General features: G+C 35.0%; 20 protein-coding genes and 2 riboswitches. Of the genes, 14 read left to right on the forward strand and 6 right to left on the reverse strand.

The genetic code is table 11. The features are described from left to right. Nucleotides 1–34: 34 nt before the first annotated feature. Nucleotides 35–142: riboswitch (SAM riboswitch) on the reverse strand. A 52-nt stretch (nt 143–194) separates the two neighbouring features. Further along, on the reverse strand, nt 195–1,385 hold the full coding sequence (locus ABH959_RS06705; protein ID WP_113937153.1) for a pyridoxal phosphate-dependent aminotransferase: 1,191 nt from the start codon (nt 1,383–1,385) through the stop codon (nt 195–197). A 14-nt stretch (nt 1,386–1,399) separates the two neighbouring features. Here ABH959_RS06705 and ABH959_RS06710 point away from each other — a divergent pair, with 14 nt between their 5' ends. The 4 genes from ABH959_RS06710 (at nt 1,400) to ABH959_RS06725 (ending at nt 5,222) form a co-directional block, all read left to right on the forward strand. Continuing rightward, nucleotides 1,400–2,263 (forward strand): carbon-nitrogen family hydrolase, encoded by an 864-nt coding sequence (locus tag ABH959_RS06710; protein ID WP_113937202.1) that lies wholly within the window; start codon nt 1,400–1,402, stop codon nt 2,261–2,263. Between the two features lie 71 nt (nt 2,264–2,334). Next, nucleotides 2,335–2,475: riboswitch (SAM riboswitch) on the forward strand. 88 nt (nt 2,476–2,563) lie between these two features. After that, a complete protein-coding gene (mtnK, locus tag ABH959_RS06715; RefSeq protein WP_113937154.1) occupies nt 2,564–3,742 on the forward strand; it encodes an S-methyl-5-thioribose kinase in 1,179 nt (392 codons plus the stop codon). Then, a complete protein-coding gene (gene mtnA / locus ABH959_RS06720) occupies nt 3,739–4,794 on the forward strand; it encodes an S-methyl-5-thioribose-1-phosphate isomerase (RefSeq protein WP_404492401.1) in 1,056 nt (351 codons plus the stop codon). The genes mtnK and mtnA overlap by 4 nt, the downstream gene beginning before the upstream one ends. Before the next feature lie 290 nt (nt 4,795–5,084). Next, nucleotides 5,085–5,222, forward strand: coding sequence for a YvrJ family protein (locus ABH959_RS06725; RefSeq protein ID WP_000393342.1), 138 nt, complete (start codon nt 5,085–5,087; stop codon nt 5,220–5,222). Nucleotides 5,223–5,282: 60 nt separating this feature from the next. On the opposite strand, the gene ABH959_RS06730 is transcribed toward ABH959_RS06725, so the two are convergent. After that, the gene (locus ABH959_RS06730) at nt 5,283–6,059 is read right to left on the reverse strand and encodes a 3-hydroxybutyrate dehydrogenase (protein ID WP_404492402.1); all 777 of its coding nucleotides are present in this window, start codon (nt 6,057–6,059) and stop codon (nt 5,283–5,285) included. A 196-nt stretch (nt 6,060–6,255) separates the two neighbouring features. Between ABH959_RS06730 and ABH959_RS06735 the strand changes: the two genes are divergently transcribed. Genes ABH959_RS06735 through ABH959_RS06750 form a run of 4 tightly spaced genes read left to right on the forward strand, consistent with a single transcriptional unit; the run spans nt 6,256 to nt 8,481 of the window. Continuing rightward, nucleotides 6,256–6,588: a PadR family transcriptional regulator gene (locus ABH959_RS06735; protein ID WP_002014879.1), complete on the forward strand. Its 333-nt coding sequence runs from the start codon at nt 6,256–6,258 to the stop codon at nt 6,586–6,588. Beyond that, entirely contained in the window at nt 6,588–7,355 is a 768-nt protein-coding gene (locus tag ABH959_RS06740) for a DUF1129 domain-containing protein (RefSeq protein ID WP_113937157.1), read from the forward strand. The genes ABH959_RS06735 and ABH959_RS06740 overlap by 1 nt, the downstream gene beginning before the upstream one ends. Nucleotides 7,356–7,368: 13 nt before the next feature. Then, a complete protein-coding gene (locus ABH959_RS06745; RefSeq protein ID WP_113937158.1) occupies nt 7,369–8,130 on the forward strand; it encodes a DUF1129 domain-containing protein in 762 nt (253 codons plus the stop codon). 51 nt (nt 8,131–8,181) lie between these two features. Then, nucleotides 8,182–8,481 (forward strand): DNA-binding protein, encoded by a 300-nt coding sequence (locus ABH959_RS06750; protein WP_113937159.1) that lies wholly within the window; start codon nt 8,182–8,184, stop codon nt 8,479–8,481. Between the two features lie 15 nt (nt 8,482–8,496). Here ABH959_RS06750 and ABH959_RS06755 read toward each other — a convergent pair whose 3' ends face one another. Continuing rightward, nucleotides 8,497–9,114 carry an ImmA/IrrE family metallo-endopeptidase gene (locus ABH959_RS06755; RefSeq protein WP_113937160.1) on the reverse strand — a complete coding sequence of 206 codons (618 nt, stop codon included), beginning with the start codon at nt 9,112–9,114 and terminating at the stop codon, nt 8,497–8,499. A 176-nt stretch (nt 9,115–9,290) separates the two neighbouring features. On the opposite strand from ABH959_RS06755, the gene ABH959_RS06760 reads away from it, so the two are divergent. From ABH959_RS06760 to ABH959_RS06770, 3 genes are all read left to right on the forward strand, one after another. Then, entirely contained in the window at nt 9,291–9,584 is a 294-nt protein-coding gene (locus tag ABH959_RS06760; RefSeq protein ID WP_002088390.1) for a DUF3928 family protein, read from the forward strand. 261 nt (nt 9,585–9,845) lie between these two features. After that, nucleotides 9,846–10,295 carry an NUDIX hydrolase gene (locus tag ABH959_RS06765; RefSeq protein ID WP_033708394.1) on the forward strand — a complete coding sequence of 150 codons (450 nt, stop codon included), beginning with the start codon at nt 9,846–9,848 and terminating at the stop codon, nt 10,293–10,295. A gap of 139 nt (nt 10,296–10,434) precedes the next feature. Beyond that, nucleotides 10,435–11,610 carry an acetyl-CoA C-acetyltransferase gene (locus tag ABH959_RS06770; RefSeq protein WP_002128911.1) on the forward strand — a complete coding sequence of 392 codons (1,176 nt, stop codon included), beginning with the start codon at nt 10,435–10,437 and terminating at the stop codon, nt 11,608–11,610. Between the two features lie 28 nt (nt 11,611–11,638). Here ABH959_RS06770 and ABH959_RS06775 read toward each other — a convergent pair whose 3' ends face one another. Beyond that, the gene (locus ABH959_RS06775) at nt 11,639–12,391 is read right to left on the reverse strand and encodes an AAA family ATPase (RefSeq protein ID WP_002138158.1); all 753 of its coding nucleotides are present in this window, start codon (nt 12,389–12,391) and stop codon (nt 11,639–11,641) included. Nucleotides 12,392–12,401: 10 nt separating this feature from the next. Continuing rightward, nucleotides 12,402–12,671, reverse strand: a complete 270-nt coding sequence (locus ABH959_RS06780) for a hypothetical protein (protein ID WP_113937203.1) — start codon at nt 12,669–12,671, stop codon at nt 12,402–12,404. A 147-nt stretch (nt 12,672–12,818) separates the two neighbouring features. Here ABH959_RS06780 and ABH959_RS06785 point away from each other — a divergent pair, with 147 nt between their 5' ends. Both ABH959_RS06785 and ABH959_RS06790 read left to right on the forward strand, forming a co-directional pair. After that, nucleotides 12,819–13,547, forward strand: a complete 729-nt coding sequence (locus ABH959_RS06785) for a DUF4184 family protein (protein ID WP_113937161.1) — start codon at nt 12,819–12,821, stop codon at nt 13,545–13,547. A gap of 36 nt (nt 13,548–13,583) precedes the next feature. After that, nucleotides 13,584–14,342 carry a hypothetical protein gene (locus ABH959_RS06790; RefSeq protein WP_002066932.1) on the forward strand — a complete coding sequence of 253 codons (759 nt, stop codon included), beginning with the start codon at nt 13,584–13,586 and terminating at the stop codon, nt 14,340–14,342. A gap of 44 nt (nt 14,343–14,386) precedes the next feature. Here the strand turns inward: ABH959_RS06790 and ABH959_RS06795 are convergent, their stop codons facing one another. Next, nucleotides 14,387–14,818 carry a DUF3997 domain-containing protein gene (locus ABH959_RS06795; RefSeq protein WP_002033805.1) on the reverse strand — a complete coding sequence of 144 codons (432 nt, stop codon included), beginning with the start codon at nt 14,816–14,818 and terminating at the stop codon, nt 14,387–14,389. Nucleotides 14,819–14,949: 131 nt separating this feature from the next. On the opposite strand from ABH959_RS06795, the gene ABH959_RS06800 reads away from it, so the two are divergent. Beyond that, nucleotides 14,950–15,405: an RDD family protein gene (locus tag ABH959_RS06800; protein WP_002014800.1), complete on the forward strand. Its 456-nt coding sequence runs from the start codon at nt 14,950–14,952 to the stop codon at nt 15,403–15,405. Nucleotides 15,406–15,548 lie beyond the last annotated feature (143 nt).

Raw genomic sequence — 15,548 nt, forward strand, 5'->3', positions numbered from 1 at the left:
CTCTCAGCTAAGGAGAGGTTTTTTTACAACCAGCTCCTTATCTGTCAGCGTAATGCTGCGAGAATTAGCACCGTGTCTACAATTATGTAGATCGGTTGCCGGGCTTCGTCGGGCTCGTCCCTCCACCTGCTCTTGATAAGAAGTATTTAGAAATGTTTAAATTTTTAAGATAACTGAATTTTGTCAGATATTTTTCATGTTGTCAATGACTTTTTGAAAATTTTTAATTTATCAATTCGATTAATTGCTTCACGTAATCGTTCTTCTGTATGTAAGAGGCCAACACGGACATAGCCTTCACCGTGCTCGCCAAATCCAACGCCAGGAGCAACTGCAACGTGTGCTTTTTCTAGTAAAATATTAGAAAATTGCTCAGATGTATAGCCTTCAGGTACAGGGAGCCAAGCAAAGAATGATCCTTTTGGAATATCAACATTCCAACCGATTGCATGACAAGCTTCTATAAGAGCATTTCTGCGAGATTCATAACTATTAACAAGTTCTACTACACAAGACTGCGAGCCTAATAGTGCTTCGCGTGCTGCGTCTTGAACTGCACCGAAAATACTAACATACATATGATCTTGCAATAAGTTAATTGTTTCGATGACACTTTCATTCCCTACTGCAAAAGCAATACGCCATCCAGCCATATTGAAAGTTTTTGATAATGTATAAATTTCAATTCCTGCATCTTTGGCGCCATCTGCTTGCAAGAAACTAACAGGTTTTTGACTATCAAATCCAATAGCACCGTAAGCAAAATCGTGAACGACTAATATATTATGTTTATTAGCGAAATGAATAGTCTTATCAAAAAATTCTTTTGATGCAGTAGCACCAGTAGGATTATTTGGGTAATTTAAAAACATTAACTTTGCACGCTCAGCGATAGTGTCATCAATTTTCGTGTAATCCGGTAAAAAATTATTTTCTGCAATAAGCGGCATTGTTTCAAAGTGCGCTTTTGCTAAAGCAACTCCGGATAAATAATCTGGATAACCTGGATCTGGAACGAGAATGGTATCGCCAGGGTTTGTAAAACAAAGTGGTAATTCTACTAATCCAGCTTTTCCGCCAAACAAAATAGCAACTTCAGTTTTTGGATTTAATTCTACGCCGTATTCACGTTTATAGAATGTTGCCACGGCTTCTTTTAAGCTTTCATGTCCGCGAAATGGCGGATATTTATGATGGATGGTCTTTTCGGCAGCATCTTGTAAAGCTTTTACGATATGCTGCGGTGTTGGTTGATCTGGATTACCTTGTCCTAGATTAATAACATCGTGACCAGCTGCAACGACTTTGTTAACTTTTGCAACAAGTGAAGCGAAAAATTGTGTTGGCAATGATGTTACTATCTCAGAAGGTTGAAATAATTTCATACTTTCCACCTCTTTTGAAAGTTGTTACAATTCTAGTGACAAATGATATAATCTTTCCAGTATTTTGTAAAGAAAAAAATGAGAATGGGGCTGAAAAAATGAAAGTCGCATGTATTCAAATGGATATTGTCTTTGGAGATGTAGAAAAAAATATTGAGAACGCTAAAAAAAAAATAAGTGAAGCGATGAAAGAAAGACCAGATGTTATCGTCTTACCAGAACTATGGACAACAGGATATGATTTAACGAGACTTTCTGAAATTGCAGATACGGATGGATTAGAAACGAAAGAAAAGTTGAAAGAATGGTCGAAGCGATACGGTGTACATATTGTTGGTGGTTCCATAGCAAAGCAAACAGAGCAAGGGGTTACAAATACAATGTATGTTGTAAACAATGAAGGGAATCTAGTCAATGAATATAGTAAAGTACATTTATTTCAGCTGATGGATGAACATAAATATTTAGTTGCTGGTAATGAGACAGGTGAATTTAAGTTAGATGATGTAGAGTGTGCTGGTACAATTTGTTATGATATTCGTTTTCCAGAGTGGATGCGCGTTCATACTGCTAAAGGTGCAAAAGTTTTATTTGTTGTAGCAGAATGGCCATTAGTACGTTTAGCACATTGGCGTTTGCTTTTACAGGCGAGAGCAGTTGAAAATCAGTGTTATGTTGTTGCGTGCAATAGAGCAGGAAAGGATCCGAATAATGAGTTTGCAGGTCATTCTCTAATTGTGGATCCTTGGGGTGAAGTTGTGGTAGAGGCAAATGAAGAGGAATCAATTTTATTTGGAGAAATTAAATTCGAGAAAATTAAAGAGGTACGTAAAGGAATTCCAGTTTTTGCAGATCGTCGTCCAGAATTATACAAATAAAATGTTGACAAGTGATTTTTATTCTTGGTATAGTCTTTATCATAAAGTTAAAAATTCTAAAAATTATAAAACTCTTATCAAGAGCAGGTGGAGGGATTTGGCCCGATGAAGCCCAGCAACCGACCGTAATACCATTGTGAAATGGGGCGTTTATGACGCAAAAAGGCACGGTGCTAATTCCAGCAGAAAGTAAACTTTCTGGCAGATAAGAGGGGAGAAGATAAACTTCAAACCTCTTTCTTTGTGGAAAGGGGTTTTTCTATTTTAGAAAAACCTCTGAATGAAAAGGAGGAGAAGACGATGGGATATTATTCATTAACTGAAACAACAGCTATACAATATGCGAAAGAACACGGTTATTTTGAAAAGAAAGCAAATGTAGTTTGTCATGAAATTGGAGATGGAAATTTAAATTACGTGTTCAAATTAGATGATGGAGAGAAGTCTATTATAATAAAACAAGCACTGCCATATGCGAAAGTAGTTGGTGAGAGCTGGCCACTGTCTATAAAAAGAGCGACGATTGAAAGTAAAGCATTACAAATTTTTGCGAAGTATGTGCCAGATTATGTTCCGGTAGTGTACAGTCATGATGAAGAGTTAGCAGTTACAGTAATAGAAGACTTATCAAGACTAACAATTACAAGAAAAGGATTAATAGATGGAGAAGGATATCCACTTTTATCCCAGCATATCGGTCGTTTTCTAGCACATGTTTTGTTTTATACTTCAGATTTCGGTTTACAGTCAGAAGAGAAAAGGGTATTAGAAGGTGCATTTGTAAATCCAGACCTTAGTAAAATTACAGAAGATTTAGTTTTTACGGATCCATTTGGACATTATGATACGAATGATTATGAGTCAGATTTACAGTCAGTGATTGATGAACTTTGGAGTGACAAAACTTTAAAGCTAAAAGTAGCACAATATAAATATAAGTTTTTAACGAGAAAAGAAGCTCTTATTCATGGTGATTTACATACTGGTAGTATTTTTTCATCACCTTCTGAAACGAAAGTGATTGATCCAGAATTTGCAACGTACGGTCCATTTGGATTTGATATCGGTCAATTTATTGCAAATCTATTATTAAATGCTTTATCTAGAGAAGAAGAAAAGAGAAGTGTACTATTTTTCCATATAGAAAAGACATGGAGTTATTTTGTAGAAAACTTTACGAAGTTATGGATTGGAGAAGGTGTAGAAGCATATACGAAAGAAAAACAATGGTTACCAATTATTTTGCAAAATATCTTTACTGATGCCGTCGGATTTGCCGGATGTGAACTGATTCGTAGAACAATTGGTTTAGCTCATGTAGCGGATTTAGATGGGATAGCAAATAAAGAAAATAGAATTCAAGCTAAAAAACAAGCGTTATCCTTAGGTAGAGAACTAATAAAATATGAAGCTAAGTGTGCTGATATTCAACTGTTTCGAACATTATTTCAACAGACAGTTGGAGGCGTAAAAGCATGAGTACAATTATTACTATTCCGAGATCTGTAAGTTGGAAAGGCGATGCAATTGCAGTATTAAATCAAACAAAGTTGCCGCATGTCACTGAATACAAAACATTAACGAATATTGAAGAGGTATGGAAAAGTATCATTATGTTAGAAGTACGAGGAGCGCCTGCAATTGGAATTGTAGCTGCGTTTGGTTTGGCGCTTGCGGCGAAGAAATACGATGCTATAAATATCTATGAGTTTCAAAAGAAGTTTAATAGAGATTGTAACTATTTAGGAACATCACGCCCGACAGCAGTCAATTTATTTTGGGCAATCGATCGTATGAGAGAATCTATTCGAGAGATTACTACAATAAAAGAAGTTCAAAAAATATTAGAAGAAGAAGCGCTTCATATTCAGCAAGAGGATGAAATGGTGTGCCGAAGTATTGGAGAACATGCTTTAACATGTTTTAAAGATGGTGATAAAATTTTAACAATTTGTAACGCTGGAAGTATTGCAACGGCTAGATATGGAACAGCATTAGCCCCATTTTATATTGGGAAAGAGAAGGGTGTGCGTTTACATGCGTATGCGTGTGAAACGAGGCCTGTTTTACAAGGTGGTCGTTTAACGACATGGGAATTGAAACAAGCAGACATTGATGTAACGCTTATTACGGATAATACTGCAGCACATGCAATTCGAACGAAAGAAATTAATGCGATTATCGTAGGGGCAGATCGAATCGTTGAAAACGGTGATACTGCTAATAAAATAGGAACATTAAATTTAGCTATATTAGCAAAGTATTTCGGTATCCCATTTTACGTTGCAGCACCGTTATCTACATTTGATACTACGAAACAAACAGGTGCTGAAATTGTCATTGAAGAAAGAGATGAAACAGAAGTTACGAAAATTTTTGGGAAACAAGTGGCGCCACTTGGAACGCCTGTATTTAACCCTGCATTTGATGTAACACCGCATGAATTAATTACGGGGATTATTACTGAGAAAGGTATTTTACGTGGAGATTATAAGCAAGAAATTACATCATTATTTGAAAAAATAAGCTAACTGCTCAGTCGCTATATAAAAAAACGGTGGAAAAGCATATTTTTAAATGGTCGAGAGGGACTGGCTATGTATAGGAGCGGTAAGTGCCTGTTCCTACCACGCGCAACGCTTTAAAACAAAGAAAGGTAGCAAGGTGTAGGACCACTTATATCTTCATGGTAGCAATCTATATGCTGAAAAATGAAATGTATGGCTGAGTAGTTAAAAAACAAGCTAATAAAAAATAGCGTGTTTTTTATGCCTTAAGTCTTCCTTTCCTCTTATTTATGTAATGAAGGGAGGAGAGAAAGATGGAAGAGTGGATTAGGATGATAGGTAATGTGGGCTTTCCAATTGTTGTAACATTATATTTACTTCATCGGATTGAAAGTAAATTAGACGGAGTGATTGTTGCAATTGAGAAACTCCCTAAACAATTACTAAAGTAGAAAGATCCTCGCGATAAAAAGTAAAATAAAGTTTGCTCGCGAAGAGCAAACTTTATTTTTTTATTGAGCAGTATAACCACCATCGATAACGACGGCTTGACCAGTTATACCTTTTGCTTTTTCACTCGCTAAAAATATAGCATAATCAGCAATTTCTTGTACTTGTAGCAAACGTTTCTGTGGTACAAGAGGATAAATGACATCTTCTAAAACATTTTCAAGTGGTACATTTCTTGTAGTGGCTAAATCTTGTAATTGATTACGTACAAGGGGAGTATCGACATAACCAGGACAAAGCGCATTAACAGTAATTCCGTGAGTAGCGCCTTCTAAAGCAGCAACTTTTGTTAATCCAATTACGCCATGTTTCGCGCTATTATAGGCAGCCTTTCCAGCGAATCCAACAAGTCCGTTAATCGAAGCAACATTAATAATACGACCATATTTTTGCTTTTTCATAACCGGAAAAGCATGTTTGATGGCGATAAATGGAGCGATTTGCATAATTTTAATAAGAAGCTCGAATTTATCAGTTGGAAAATCTTCAATCGGTGAAACATGTTGCATTCCTGCGTTGTTAATTAATACATCTAATGAACCGAAATGACGAACTGTTTGAGAAATTGCTGCTGTAATTTCTTCTTCAGATGTAACGTCACATTTTAAACCAATGGCTTGATAGCCTTCTTTTTGCAATTGTTCAGCAGCTTCTTTCGCACGTTCTTCAAGACGATCACTAATCACAACTTTAGCACCCTCTTTGGCAAAAGCACTTCCCATTTCATAACCAATACCGCTCGCAGCACCTGTTAAAAAGACAACTCGATTTGTAACCATGATGAAAAACACTCCTTCATAATAAAAGTTCTCTTATTGCTCTATTTAGAGAGGTGATAATAAAATTCCTGCAAACATTTGGAAAAATATTGCTAGCTATCTTGTTTTGCAAAGTAGCGTTTGCTATACTATTTTGTAAAGCAAGATACTTACGCTTATCTATCTTGTAAAACAAGATATTAGGAGGATTTTAATTATGTCGACAAGTCAAATGCTGAAAGGGATTTTAGAAGGATGCTTACTTGCTATTATTTCTGAAGGTGAAATATACGGTTATGAAATGAGTGAAAGATTAGCGAAGTATGGTTTTACAATGGCGAGTGAGGGAAGTATTTATCCGTTATTAATACGAATGCAAAAGGAAGGATTAATAACAAGTGTAATGAAGGAATCTCCATCTGGTCCAAAGCGGAAATATTATACATTAACAGAAAAAGGCGAGGAAGCACTGGATGAATTTATGGATCGCTGGGAAGCGATGCAAAGTAGTGTAGAGCGTCTACTTGAGGGGAAGGGGAGAAAAAAATAATGTTATCAAGTGAGGCACGAAATTTTTTATTAGAAATGAGATTATTTTTAGCGGTAAAGAGTGTGAAAGAAAGCGATATTGAAAATTTTATAGAAGATGCGGAACTCCATTTAATTGAGGGTGAGAGTGATGGGAAAAGTGTAGAAGATATTTTCGGAAGTTCACCGAAAGAATACGCGAATGAACTTGTAAAAGTAATGGAAAGGGATAGAAAGGAAAATTGGAAGCAAATTGGTTTTACGGTAATGAATATCGTATCGTTTTGGTTTATTGCTTCTATCTTAATAGTGAATAATGGAATTCTACAGATTTCACTTATTCAGTGCATTGGCTATAGCTTTACATTGATCGTAGCTGTAATGGGTCCTAATTTTCTGCTTCGTAAAATGACATTTGTAACAAGTTTTACAAAAACGTGGTTTTCCATGTGGTTTTTAGTCATGATTGCGCCAATGTTTTTATTAGGAGCAGTTACGATATTAGATGTGATATATCCTACAACGATGTTTACGTTGACTCTAGTCCAAAGTTATATATTAGCTGGAGGGATCTTTATCCTCACGGTAGCTATAAATATATATTTTGAAGGATGGTTTAAAAATTTATATTTAATTATTCCGCTTTCTATTATGTTAGTTTTTAAAACGTTCACATCGGAAGATCTCGTGCCAATGTTATTTCAAATTATTTGTTTATACGGAAGTTTGTTTGTTTTAATCTTCCTTGAAATTATGATGAAGGCGAATAGAAGAGAAACGGTTAAATAAGGGAGGGATTCTAATGCAAGTTTCTAAAGAAGGGGAAAAGTTTTTAATCGACACGAAAGTGTATTTAATTACGAAGGGAATTAAAGAAGAGGATGTAGATGCTTTTCTAGAGGATGCAGAGCTACATTTAATAGAAGGTGAGAAAAAAGGAAAGACGGTAAGTGATATATTTGGTGATTCGCCAAAAGAATATGCAGAAGAATTAGCGAATGAGATGGAGAAGGATAAAGGCGGGAGTATAAAGACTATTTTAGGAATGATAATTGGGATAGGTGGATATTGGTTACTTACAAATATTTTATTTGAAAGTCCGAATCATGAATTTACATTAACGAATGTACAATTGATTGGGTACCCAATTGTTTTAATGATAACTATTGTGGCTATTATTTTTGCTTTTAAGATGTCATCATTTAAAAGCAAAATAAAAGAATTTAGCATTATTTATGTAGCAGCTTTGCTACCAATTTTATTACTAGTATTATTAATGTTTATGAATAAATGGTATGGGACACCTGTATTGCAATTAACTACTATGCAAAGTTATATACTAGCTGGAATTGTCTTATTAGTGTTGTTAATTGGTGAAGCTTTTATACTTGGATGGATTGGAATATTAGCTGTTATCGTACCGCTATTAATTATGTTTGTATTTAAAGATTTAGGAAAGCAAAATCCATATTGGGGAATGTTAGAGCCTTTACTTCTGTACGGTAGTTTATATGTATTAATGCGATGGTCTTTGAAAAATGAGGAGAGAAAAACTGTAAGCTAGCTTTATATTAATAGTGCACGAACTGAATTTTTTATTAAGGGGGGAACAAATATGCAAAGTATATTTCTAGGTATATTGTCTATTATATTTTTAGGTTTAACGATTTTTGGGTTATATACTACCTTTTCGGAAAAGGTACACGATGACTATTTCGATACTTTATTAGATGACACATCAGGTTATGTTTTGTTCTTCGGTTTAATAGGAAAAGGGCTGCTCTGGATATGCAAAAAAGTATTTCCAAAGAAATATTATATTGGGATTTTCAGAGGAATTACGTTTACGTTTAGTTGCCTATTTTTATTCCTCGCAGCCGGTATATCGTTTGTTAATTGGAATAAATTGTTGTAAACAGTAACAAGATCGTTACTGTTTTTTTCTTTGTAATAAAGAACTTTGTAAGGAGAGTTCCTTTTGTTCGTTTGTTAATAAGGAATGAATATGGACGTTTTCAGGACGAGGTACGATAGGATACATAAGATTTGTTGGAGAAGGGTGGTGCTCCGATCCAGTTGGAGAATGAGGATCTGCATGAGTAAGTTTTCCATGAATTCGTCTTGTAAATAAAATATGACCAATTTCGTGAGCGAGGGTGTATATATTTTTCATTGGAGCAGCTGAGTTTGTTAAAACGATGTAACCAGTAAGTTGCTGTTGTTTCGCTAGAGAGTAAGCGCAAGCGATTACTGCGGTTTCTTTGAAATAATCACTACCAATATAACAAATATAAAGGTCGCATTCAGGAGCTTCGTTAACACAAGTTTGAAAAAAGGATGATAATTTTTCCTGACTTTGAATGGAGTTTTTATAACTAATTTCCCGATTAGAAAAACGGAAAAGCTCGTTTAGTACAATCACTTCTTTAATTTGAAATGTAATGGGATGCCAAATTGATTCTGCAACTGCTAAATCTTTTGCAATACGGTCGTCAGAAATATCGGCGCCTGGAGTAATGCAAACACATATATTAACGTATGAATCCATAAGGAACACCTCAAATGAACAAATTCTTCCTATAATATATGTGGGAAAAGATTCTATGTATGGATAAACGCCTTGTTTATCGCACGAATATATATAATACAAGTCGAAAAAATTTCATAGTTCTATAACGTAGTATGGTCTGCTTTTTGATATAGTAAAGAAAAGGGGGAGAATATATGTATACATTAAAAATCGTTTCAGACAGAGAAGCTCTTTATCAATTTGCGAGCTATGTAAGAGTTGTGCAAGGGGTTGAAGATGTATATGTAGAGGTGGGAGAACCTTTATATGAACATCCATTAATGAAGTTTTATGTACATATTACAATTGAAGAAACATATGATCAGCATAAAGCATTGCAAGAAATAGCTAGGTTAGTAGAATTAGGGCGTTTTACATATGTCCATTATCATAATGAGGAAATTGAAGAAGCTTTTGAAGTTGTAAAATACGAAAGCTTTAAGAAATAAAGTGAAACTTTAATCAGTGTGGGTTTTGTTCATCGCCCACTGATTATCAGCCCTCACCAATCGGGCTTTTATGGGCAGCCCGATCCCCACCTAACTTCTTTACTTTCGCTGAATTTTGAGGTAGGGGTCTTACCGCCCGCAAATAGCAGGATAACGGTAAAAAAAGGAAGTGGAAGCTTCCTTTTTTATTGAAAATTACAGCAACAAAAGAAAGAGAATTTTGTTATGATAAGGAAGGGTGAGGAAAGGGGAGTTTACATATTGGGGTATATTGAAGAGTTACGCAAAGTAGTTGGTACGAGACCACTTATTTTAGTAGGATCAGCAATTATTATATTAAATGATAATCAAGAAGTATTGCTTCAATATCGTTCAGATACATATGATTGGGGCGTACCTGGTGGGGCAATGGAACTGGGAGAAACGACAGAAGAAACTGCTCGTAGAGAATTATTCGAGGAGACGGGACTAAACGCGAAAATTATGCAATTTCTTGGCGTTCTTTCAGGCAAGGAAGTTTATTTCCGTTATCCAAATGGAGATGAAATTTTTAATGTGATTCATCTGTATCAGGCACATCATGTAAGCGGAGAATTAAAGCTCGATCATGAAGGGTTACAACTTCAATATTTTCCAGTAGATAAGTTACCAAAATTGAATGAAACGACAGAGAAGATATTACAAAAATTCTTATACGCATTGACAGAATAGAAGGTTAATTCCTTCTATTTTTATTATATTAAATATTTTGATTTTTTGGTATGTTTATAGTATGATAATTTTAGACATACAACTTATGGGATTTCACCTAAAAACTTACTAGGGTACATAAGAGAGGGGCAAGTACAAAATGCATAATGTTGTCATTACAGCTGCAGTTCGTTCACCTATTGGAACTTTCGGAGGAGCACTAAAAAATATAACACCAGTAGAATTAGCTGTTCCTGTACTTCAGGAAGCTGTAAAAAGAGGCGGAGTAGAGCCACATGAAGTTGATGAAGTAATTTTAGGTCATTGTATTCAAAGAACTGATGAAGCAAATACAGCAAGAACAGCTGCATTAGCGGCAGGATTTCCTGACACAGTTACTGGTTATACAATTCAACGTCAATGTTCTTCAGGTATGCAAGCAATTATGTCTGCTGCAATGCAAATCCAATTAGGTGTAAGTGATATTGTTGTTGCAGGTGGAGTAGAAGCAATGAGCTCGAGCCCTTATGCATTAAAACAACACCGCTGGGGACAACGTCTACAGCACGGAGAAATTCGTGATACGGTGTGGGAAGTTTTAGAAGATCCGATTCACCATATTATGATGGGTGAAACAGCGGAAAATTTAGTTGAACAATATGAAATTACAAGAGAGGAACAAGATGAAGTTGCGCTTCGTAGTCATACATTAGCGCTGCAAGCGATGGAGTCTGGATACTTTGACGACCAAATTGTTCCTATTACAATAAAAGAACGTAGAAAAGAAGTTGTATTTGCAAAGGATGAACATCCACGTGCAGATATTACAGCTGAAAAATTAGCAGGATTAAAACCAGCTTTCCGTAAAGATGGATCAGTAACTGCAGGAAACTCATCTGGTCTTAATGACGGAAGTGCAGTTCTAGTATTAATGAGCGAAGAAAAAGCAAAAGAAAAAGGCTTACAACCGTTAGCTCGAATTGTTGGATATTCAGTAGCGGGAGTAGATCCGAAAATTATGGGTATTGGACCAGCACCAGCAATTCGCAAAGGATTAGAAAAAGTAGATTGGTCATTAGAAGATGCAGATTTACTTGAAATTAATGAAGCTTTCGCTGCACAATACCTAGCTGTAGAGAAAGAGTTAGGGTTAGACCGTGAGAAAGTGAATGTAAACGGTAGTGGTGTAGGACTTGGACATCCAATTGGTTGTACAGGAGCTCGTATTACGGTAAGTTTAATTCACGAATTAAAAAGACGTGGATTAGAGAAAGGTATTGCCTCTCTATGCGTTGGAGGCGGTATTGGAGTAGCTTTATTTATAGAAGCATTATAAAAAAGAGGCAGCGATTGCTGCCTCTTTTTTATGACTCAAATAAGTGATGAAATAATCGATCGCGATTTTCAAAGAAAAGTTTCGTCGTTTGGTAATGCTCTGTTTCTTCTAATGTCGATTCGTGAATCCCTTCTTGAGTTAAAGAGTATATAGTAGATTCAGGATAAGCCATTAAAATAGGAGAGTGCGTCGCGATAACAAATTGTGAACCTTGTTCCGCTAGTTCGTGCATTCGAATAAGCATAGAAAGTTGCCTCATTGGTGATAGAGCGGCCTCAGGCTCATCTAAAATGTATAAACCTTGTCCTGAAAAACGATTCATAAATAATGAGAAAAATGATTCACCATGTGATTGTTTGTGTAGTGAGGTACCACCATAGGAGTCAATAATTGGATTTCCGGGTGCGTCTAAATCAGCATCCATTTCATCAATATAAGAAGCAACGTTATAAAATGATTCAGCGCGAAGAAAGAAACCGTCGTTTGGTGTATTGAAACTTTTTGAAATTCGAAGATATTCATGTAAAGATGAATGGGAATCGTTTGTGCTAAAACGGAAATTCTTCGTTCCACCTTCTGCATTAAAACCTAAAGCAATTGCAATTGCTTCGAGTAATGTTGATTTACCTGTCCCATTCTCTCCAATAATGAATGTTACATTTGGGTGGAAAGCTAGTGATTGCAAAGTTCGAATAGCGGGTAGACAGTAAGGATATGCGGAAAAGCTAGGGATATTTTCTTTTTTTAATGTGACATTTTTTAAAAAGGGTACGTCAATCAATATATAAACCTCAATTCATAACGGATTTTGATTCTAAAAAAGCAGCGAATACAAGTGTAATACAACTTGCTAGTAATATTGTATATTGAAGTGCGCCAAAACCAAGCCCTTCCCAACTGAAAGTCATTCTCTTCCATATGAAAATGAAAAGAACGCTCATAAAGCCAAAGAGAGCAGGCATATATTTTATAATTTTCAAGTGCTTCCATAGAAAGAAGCCGATGTATGTACTTAAAAACAAGGTAGACAGAACAAGAAAAAATACAAGTGTTAACGACACGTGAACTCCTCCTATTTTCTGAATATTTCATGTGGATTATAACATTTAAACTATCATATTCCAATGTGAAAATAAATATTGCATAGAGATTGTTCATATCGTTATGATAATATGTATTCTATTGGAAATATGAAAAGGAGTTAAAATATGCCGTTTACATTTGCACATCCAGCAGCTGTTCTCCCTTTTGCTAAGAAACATTCTAGTTATATTTCGGTGACGGCTCTTATATTGGGTAGTATGGCACCTGATTTTGAATATTTTTTATATTTTAGGCCATACGGTATTATTGGCCATACATGGGCTGGTTTCTTCTATTTGAATTTACCACTCGTTTTTTTATTAGCATATGCATATCATCGTATTTTAAAAGGACCGTTTATAACACATTTACCTAAGCCTTTTGCTAATTACTATAAATATGTAGTAGATGCGAAGTGGGGGCTATATACTTGGAAGGACTTTTTTGTATTTTGCTATTCTGCTTTATTCGGTATGGTGACGCATGTCGTTTGGGATGCTTTTACTCATAAGACAGGCTATTTTGTTATGAAAATACCGCTGTTACAGCAAGAAGTATATAGTATTCCGATTTATAAATTTTTACAGCATGGGAGTACGTGTTTTGGTCTACTATTACTAATATATGTACTATGGAAATATAGGAGGGAAACTGATCAAGATACTAGTTTAACTTCGGAAAAAAAGAAATATTGGGCTTCATCTATCGTTGTGGCGATCATTATATTTATCGTTCACGCGTTATTAGACCCCTATTTTCATATTTTCCAAATAGGAGGTATAATAGTATCTGGACTGACAAGTTCGTTTTGTGGACTTCTTATTGTTTCTATAGTTTACAAATCAAGGGACTAATTTATATTAATGAATGATAGTGTTAGGAGAAATTAAATGATGAAAGCATGGAAAAGTATTTTTGTTTTATGCAGTTTTCTTCTTATGTTAAGTGGTTGCTTCCAGCAAGAAGAAAAGAAGGCAGAACCTAAAAAGAAAGAATCTATTCCAGAAACAAAAGAGTATGGTGGGCGTGAGCTTAAAAAAGTAGGACAAAAAGTGAAAGAAAAAGGGTGGGGGACATTTGAATTAGAACAGATTCATTCTGTGAATCAGACATTTGAAGTAGCCCCAATGAAAATTCACGTACAAGACGTTAAAGTTATCTCATTATCACAAATGAGCAAAGAGGCAAAAAATACATTGAAAGTGTATACTGCATTAACTCCTGAAGAAGTAAAGCGTAGATTGGGAGATAAAGTGAGTCAAGAAGATGCTGAATTATATGCATCGTTAAGTGGGACAGAGATTAGCGATACGATTCGGTATGTTGAAATTACATATAAGGTAGAGAATAGTGGAGATAAGAACATGCAATTTTTCTCTATGAATGATGTTGCTATAAATGACAAACAACATTTTAATGTAGCGACTCAAAACTTTTTATATGATGAAGATACGCTCGTTGGTACAAAGAGTGTTTCAAGGGAAGATTATAGGCCTGGTGAGACACGAGAAGGAATTATCGGTTTAATACTTGATGATGGAAAAGAAAAAGTAAAGGATATTAAGTTTACGACAGATGATTTAGCAGCAGGAGACACAAATGAAGCTGTTAAAGAACCGCAAACTTTTAATATTTCACTCTCTAAATAAAGTGTCTTTATAATAATTTAAGCAAAAACAGTCAGCATAAAAAGTTATGCTGACTGTTTTTTTAGCTCTTTCACATATGAATCTACACTTTGAAAAGGCACTGTAATTTTAAAAGCATCTTTTTGCTCGTTAAATTGTTTTTCATTATAAGGACCAAATCGTTTATTATGCTTTACATCGATGATCCAATAATGTTCACTTTTTTTATTTGTAATTGCTGCGTCAGGATTATTTGGATCTGATTTTTCCTCAATTTGCTTTGTGATAATGTATTTATCGTCCCAAGCAATTTCTGTAATTTTTGCAGGGATGTATTGTGTAGCATATACAGCATCCTGCGATGGGAAAAGTTCAAATGCATCTCCAGAAGTATGTATGAGTTCATATTCATCGTTAATTGTATAGGTCAAATGGTTTGTATTGCCTGTACAACCTGTTAATAAGAGTGCGGCAAATAGGATTATCCATCTTTTCAATATGGGAACCTCCTTTACAGTGCTGTTGTAACACATTGTACAAGAAAAGTAAGCGAAACGCCAGTTTACAATGTTTTTTAGAAGTGGTACGATGAGACGGGTAAAGAAGGATATGAAGGAGTCGACACAAAATGAAGTTAAAGATGCATCGTCCAGCGCTTGTAATGAATCGCATAGGTGCTTCCCTTATTGACATGTTTTTAATCTCGGTTACGTACGGTGCAGTAGTAGCTATTATTACCGGAAACTATAGTGCTATTTTCAATCGTTTTAATATAAGTTTAGGTGACTATAGATATGACCTTACACTTGTTTTCGTATTAATGGCTATAAATTTTATTGTGTTACCTTTTCTTTGGAACGGTTCTACACTTGGTAAAAAGGTAACAAGAACAAAAATAATCTCGTTAACAAGTGAAAAACTAACGTTACAAACATTAATAATACGATTTTTGGTATTATTATTACCAAGCATATTATTACTTGGAGTTCCATTAATATGCAATGTATATATGATGTTATTCCGCAAAGATAATTGTGGCTTCCATGATTTAATTGCAAAGACGAAAGTGATGAGTCTTGTATAATTAATATTTAGATTATACGTGCTACTAATGAAATAAGACTTTTTATCGTTTGTATATAAAAAGTCTTATTTTTAATTTCGTGAAAAATTTCATCATTATCTTTTTTTTGGAAAATTAGATAAATGGAATTGATATAGGGCGGA

Source organism: Bacillus sp. RC51 (assembly GCF_044908115.1).
GTDB lineage: Bacteria > Bacillota > Bacilli > Bacillales > Bacillaceae_G > Bacillus_A > Bacillus_A mycoides.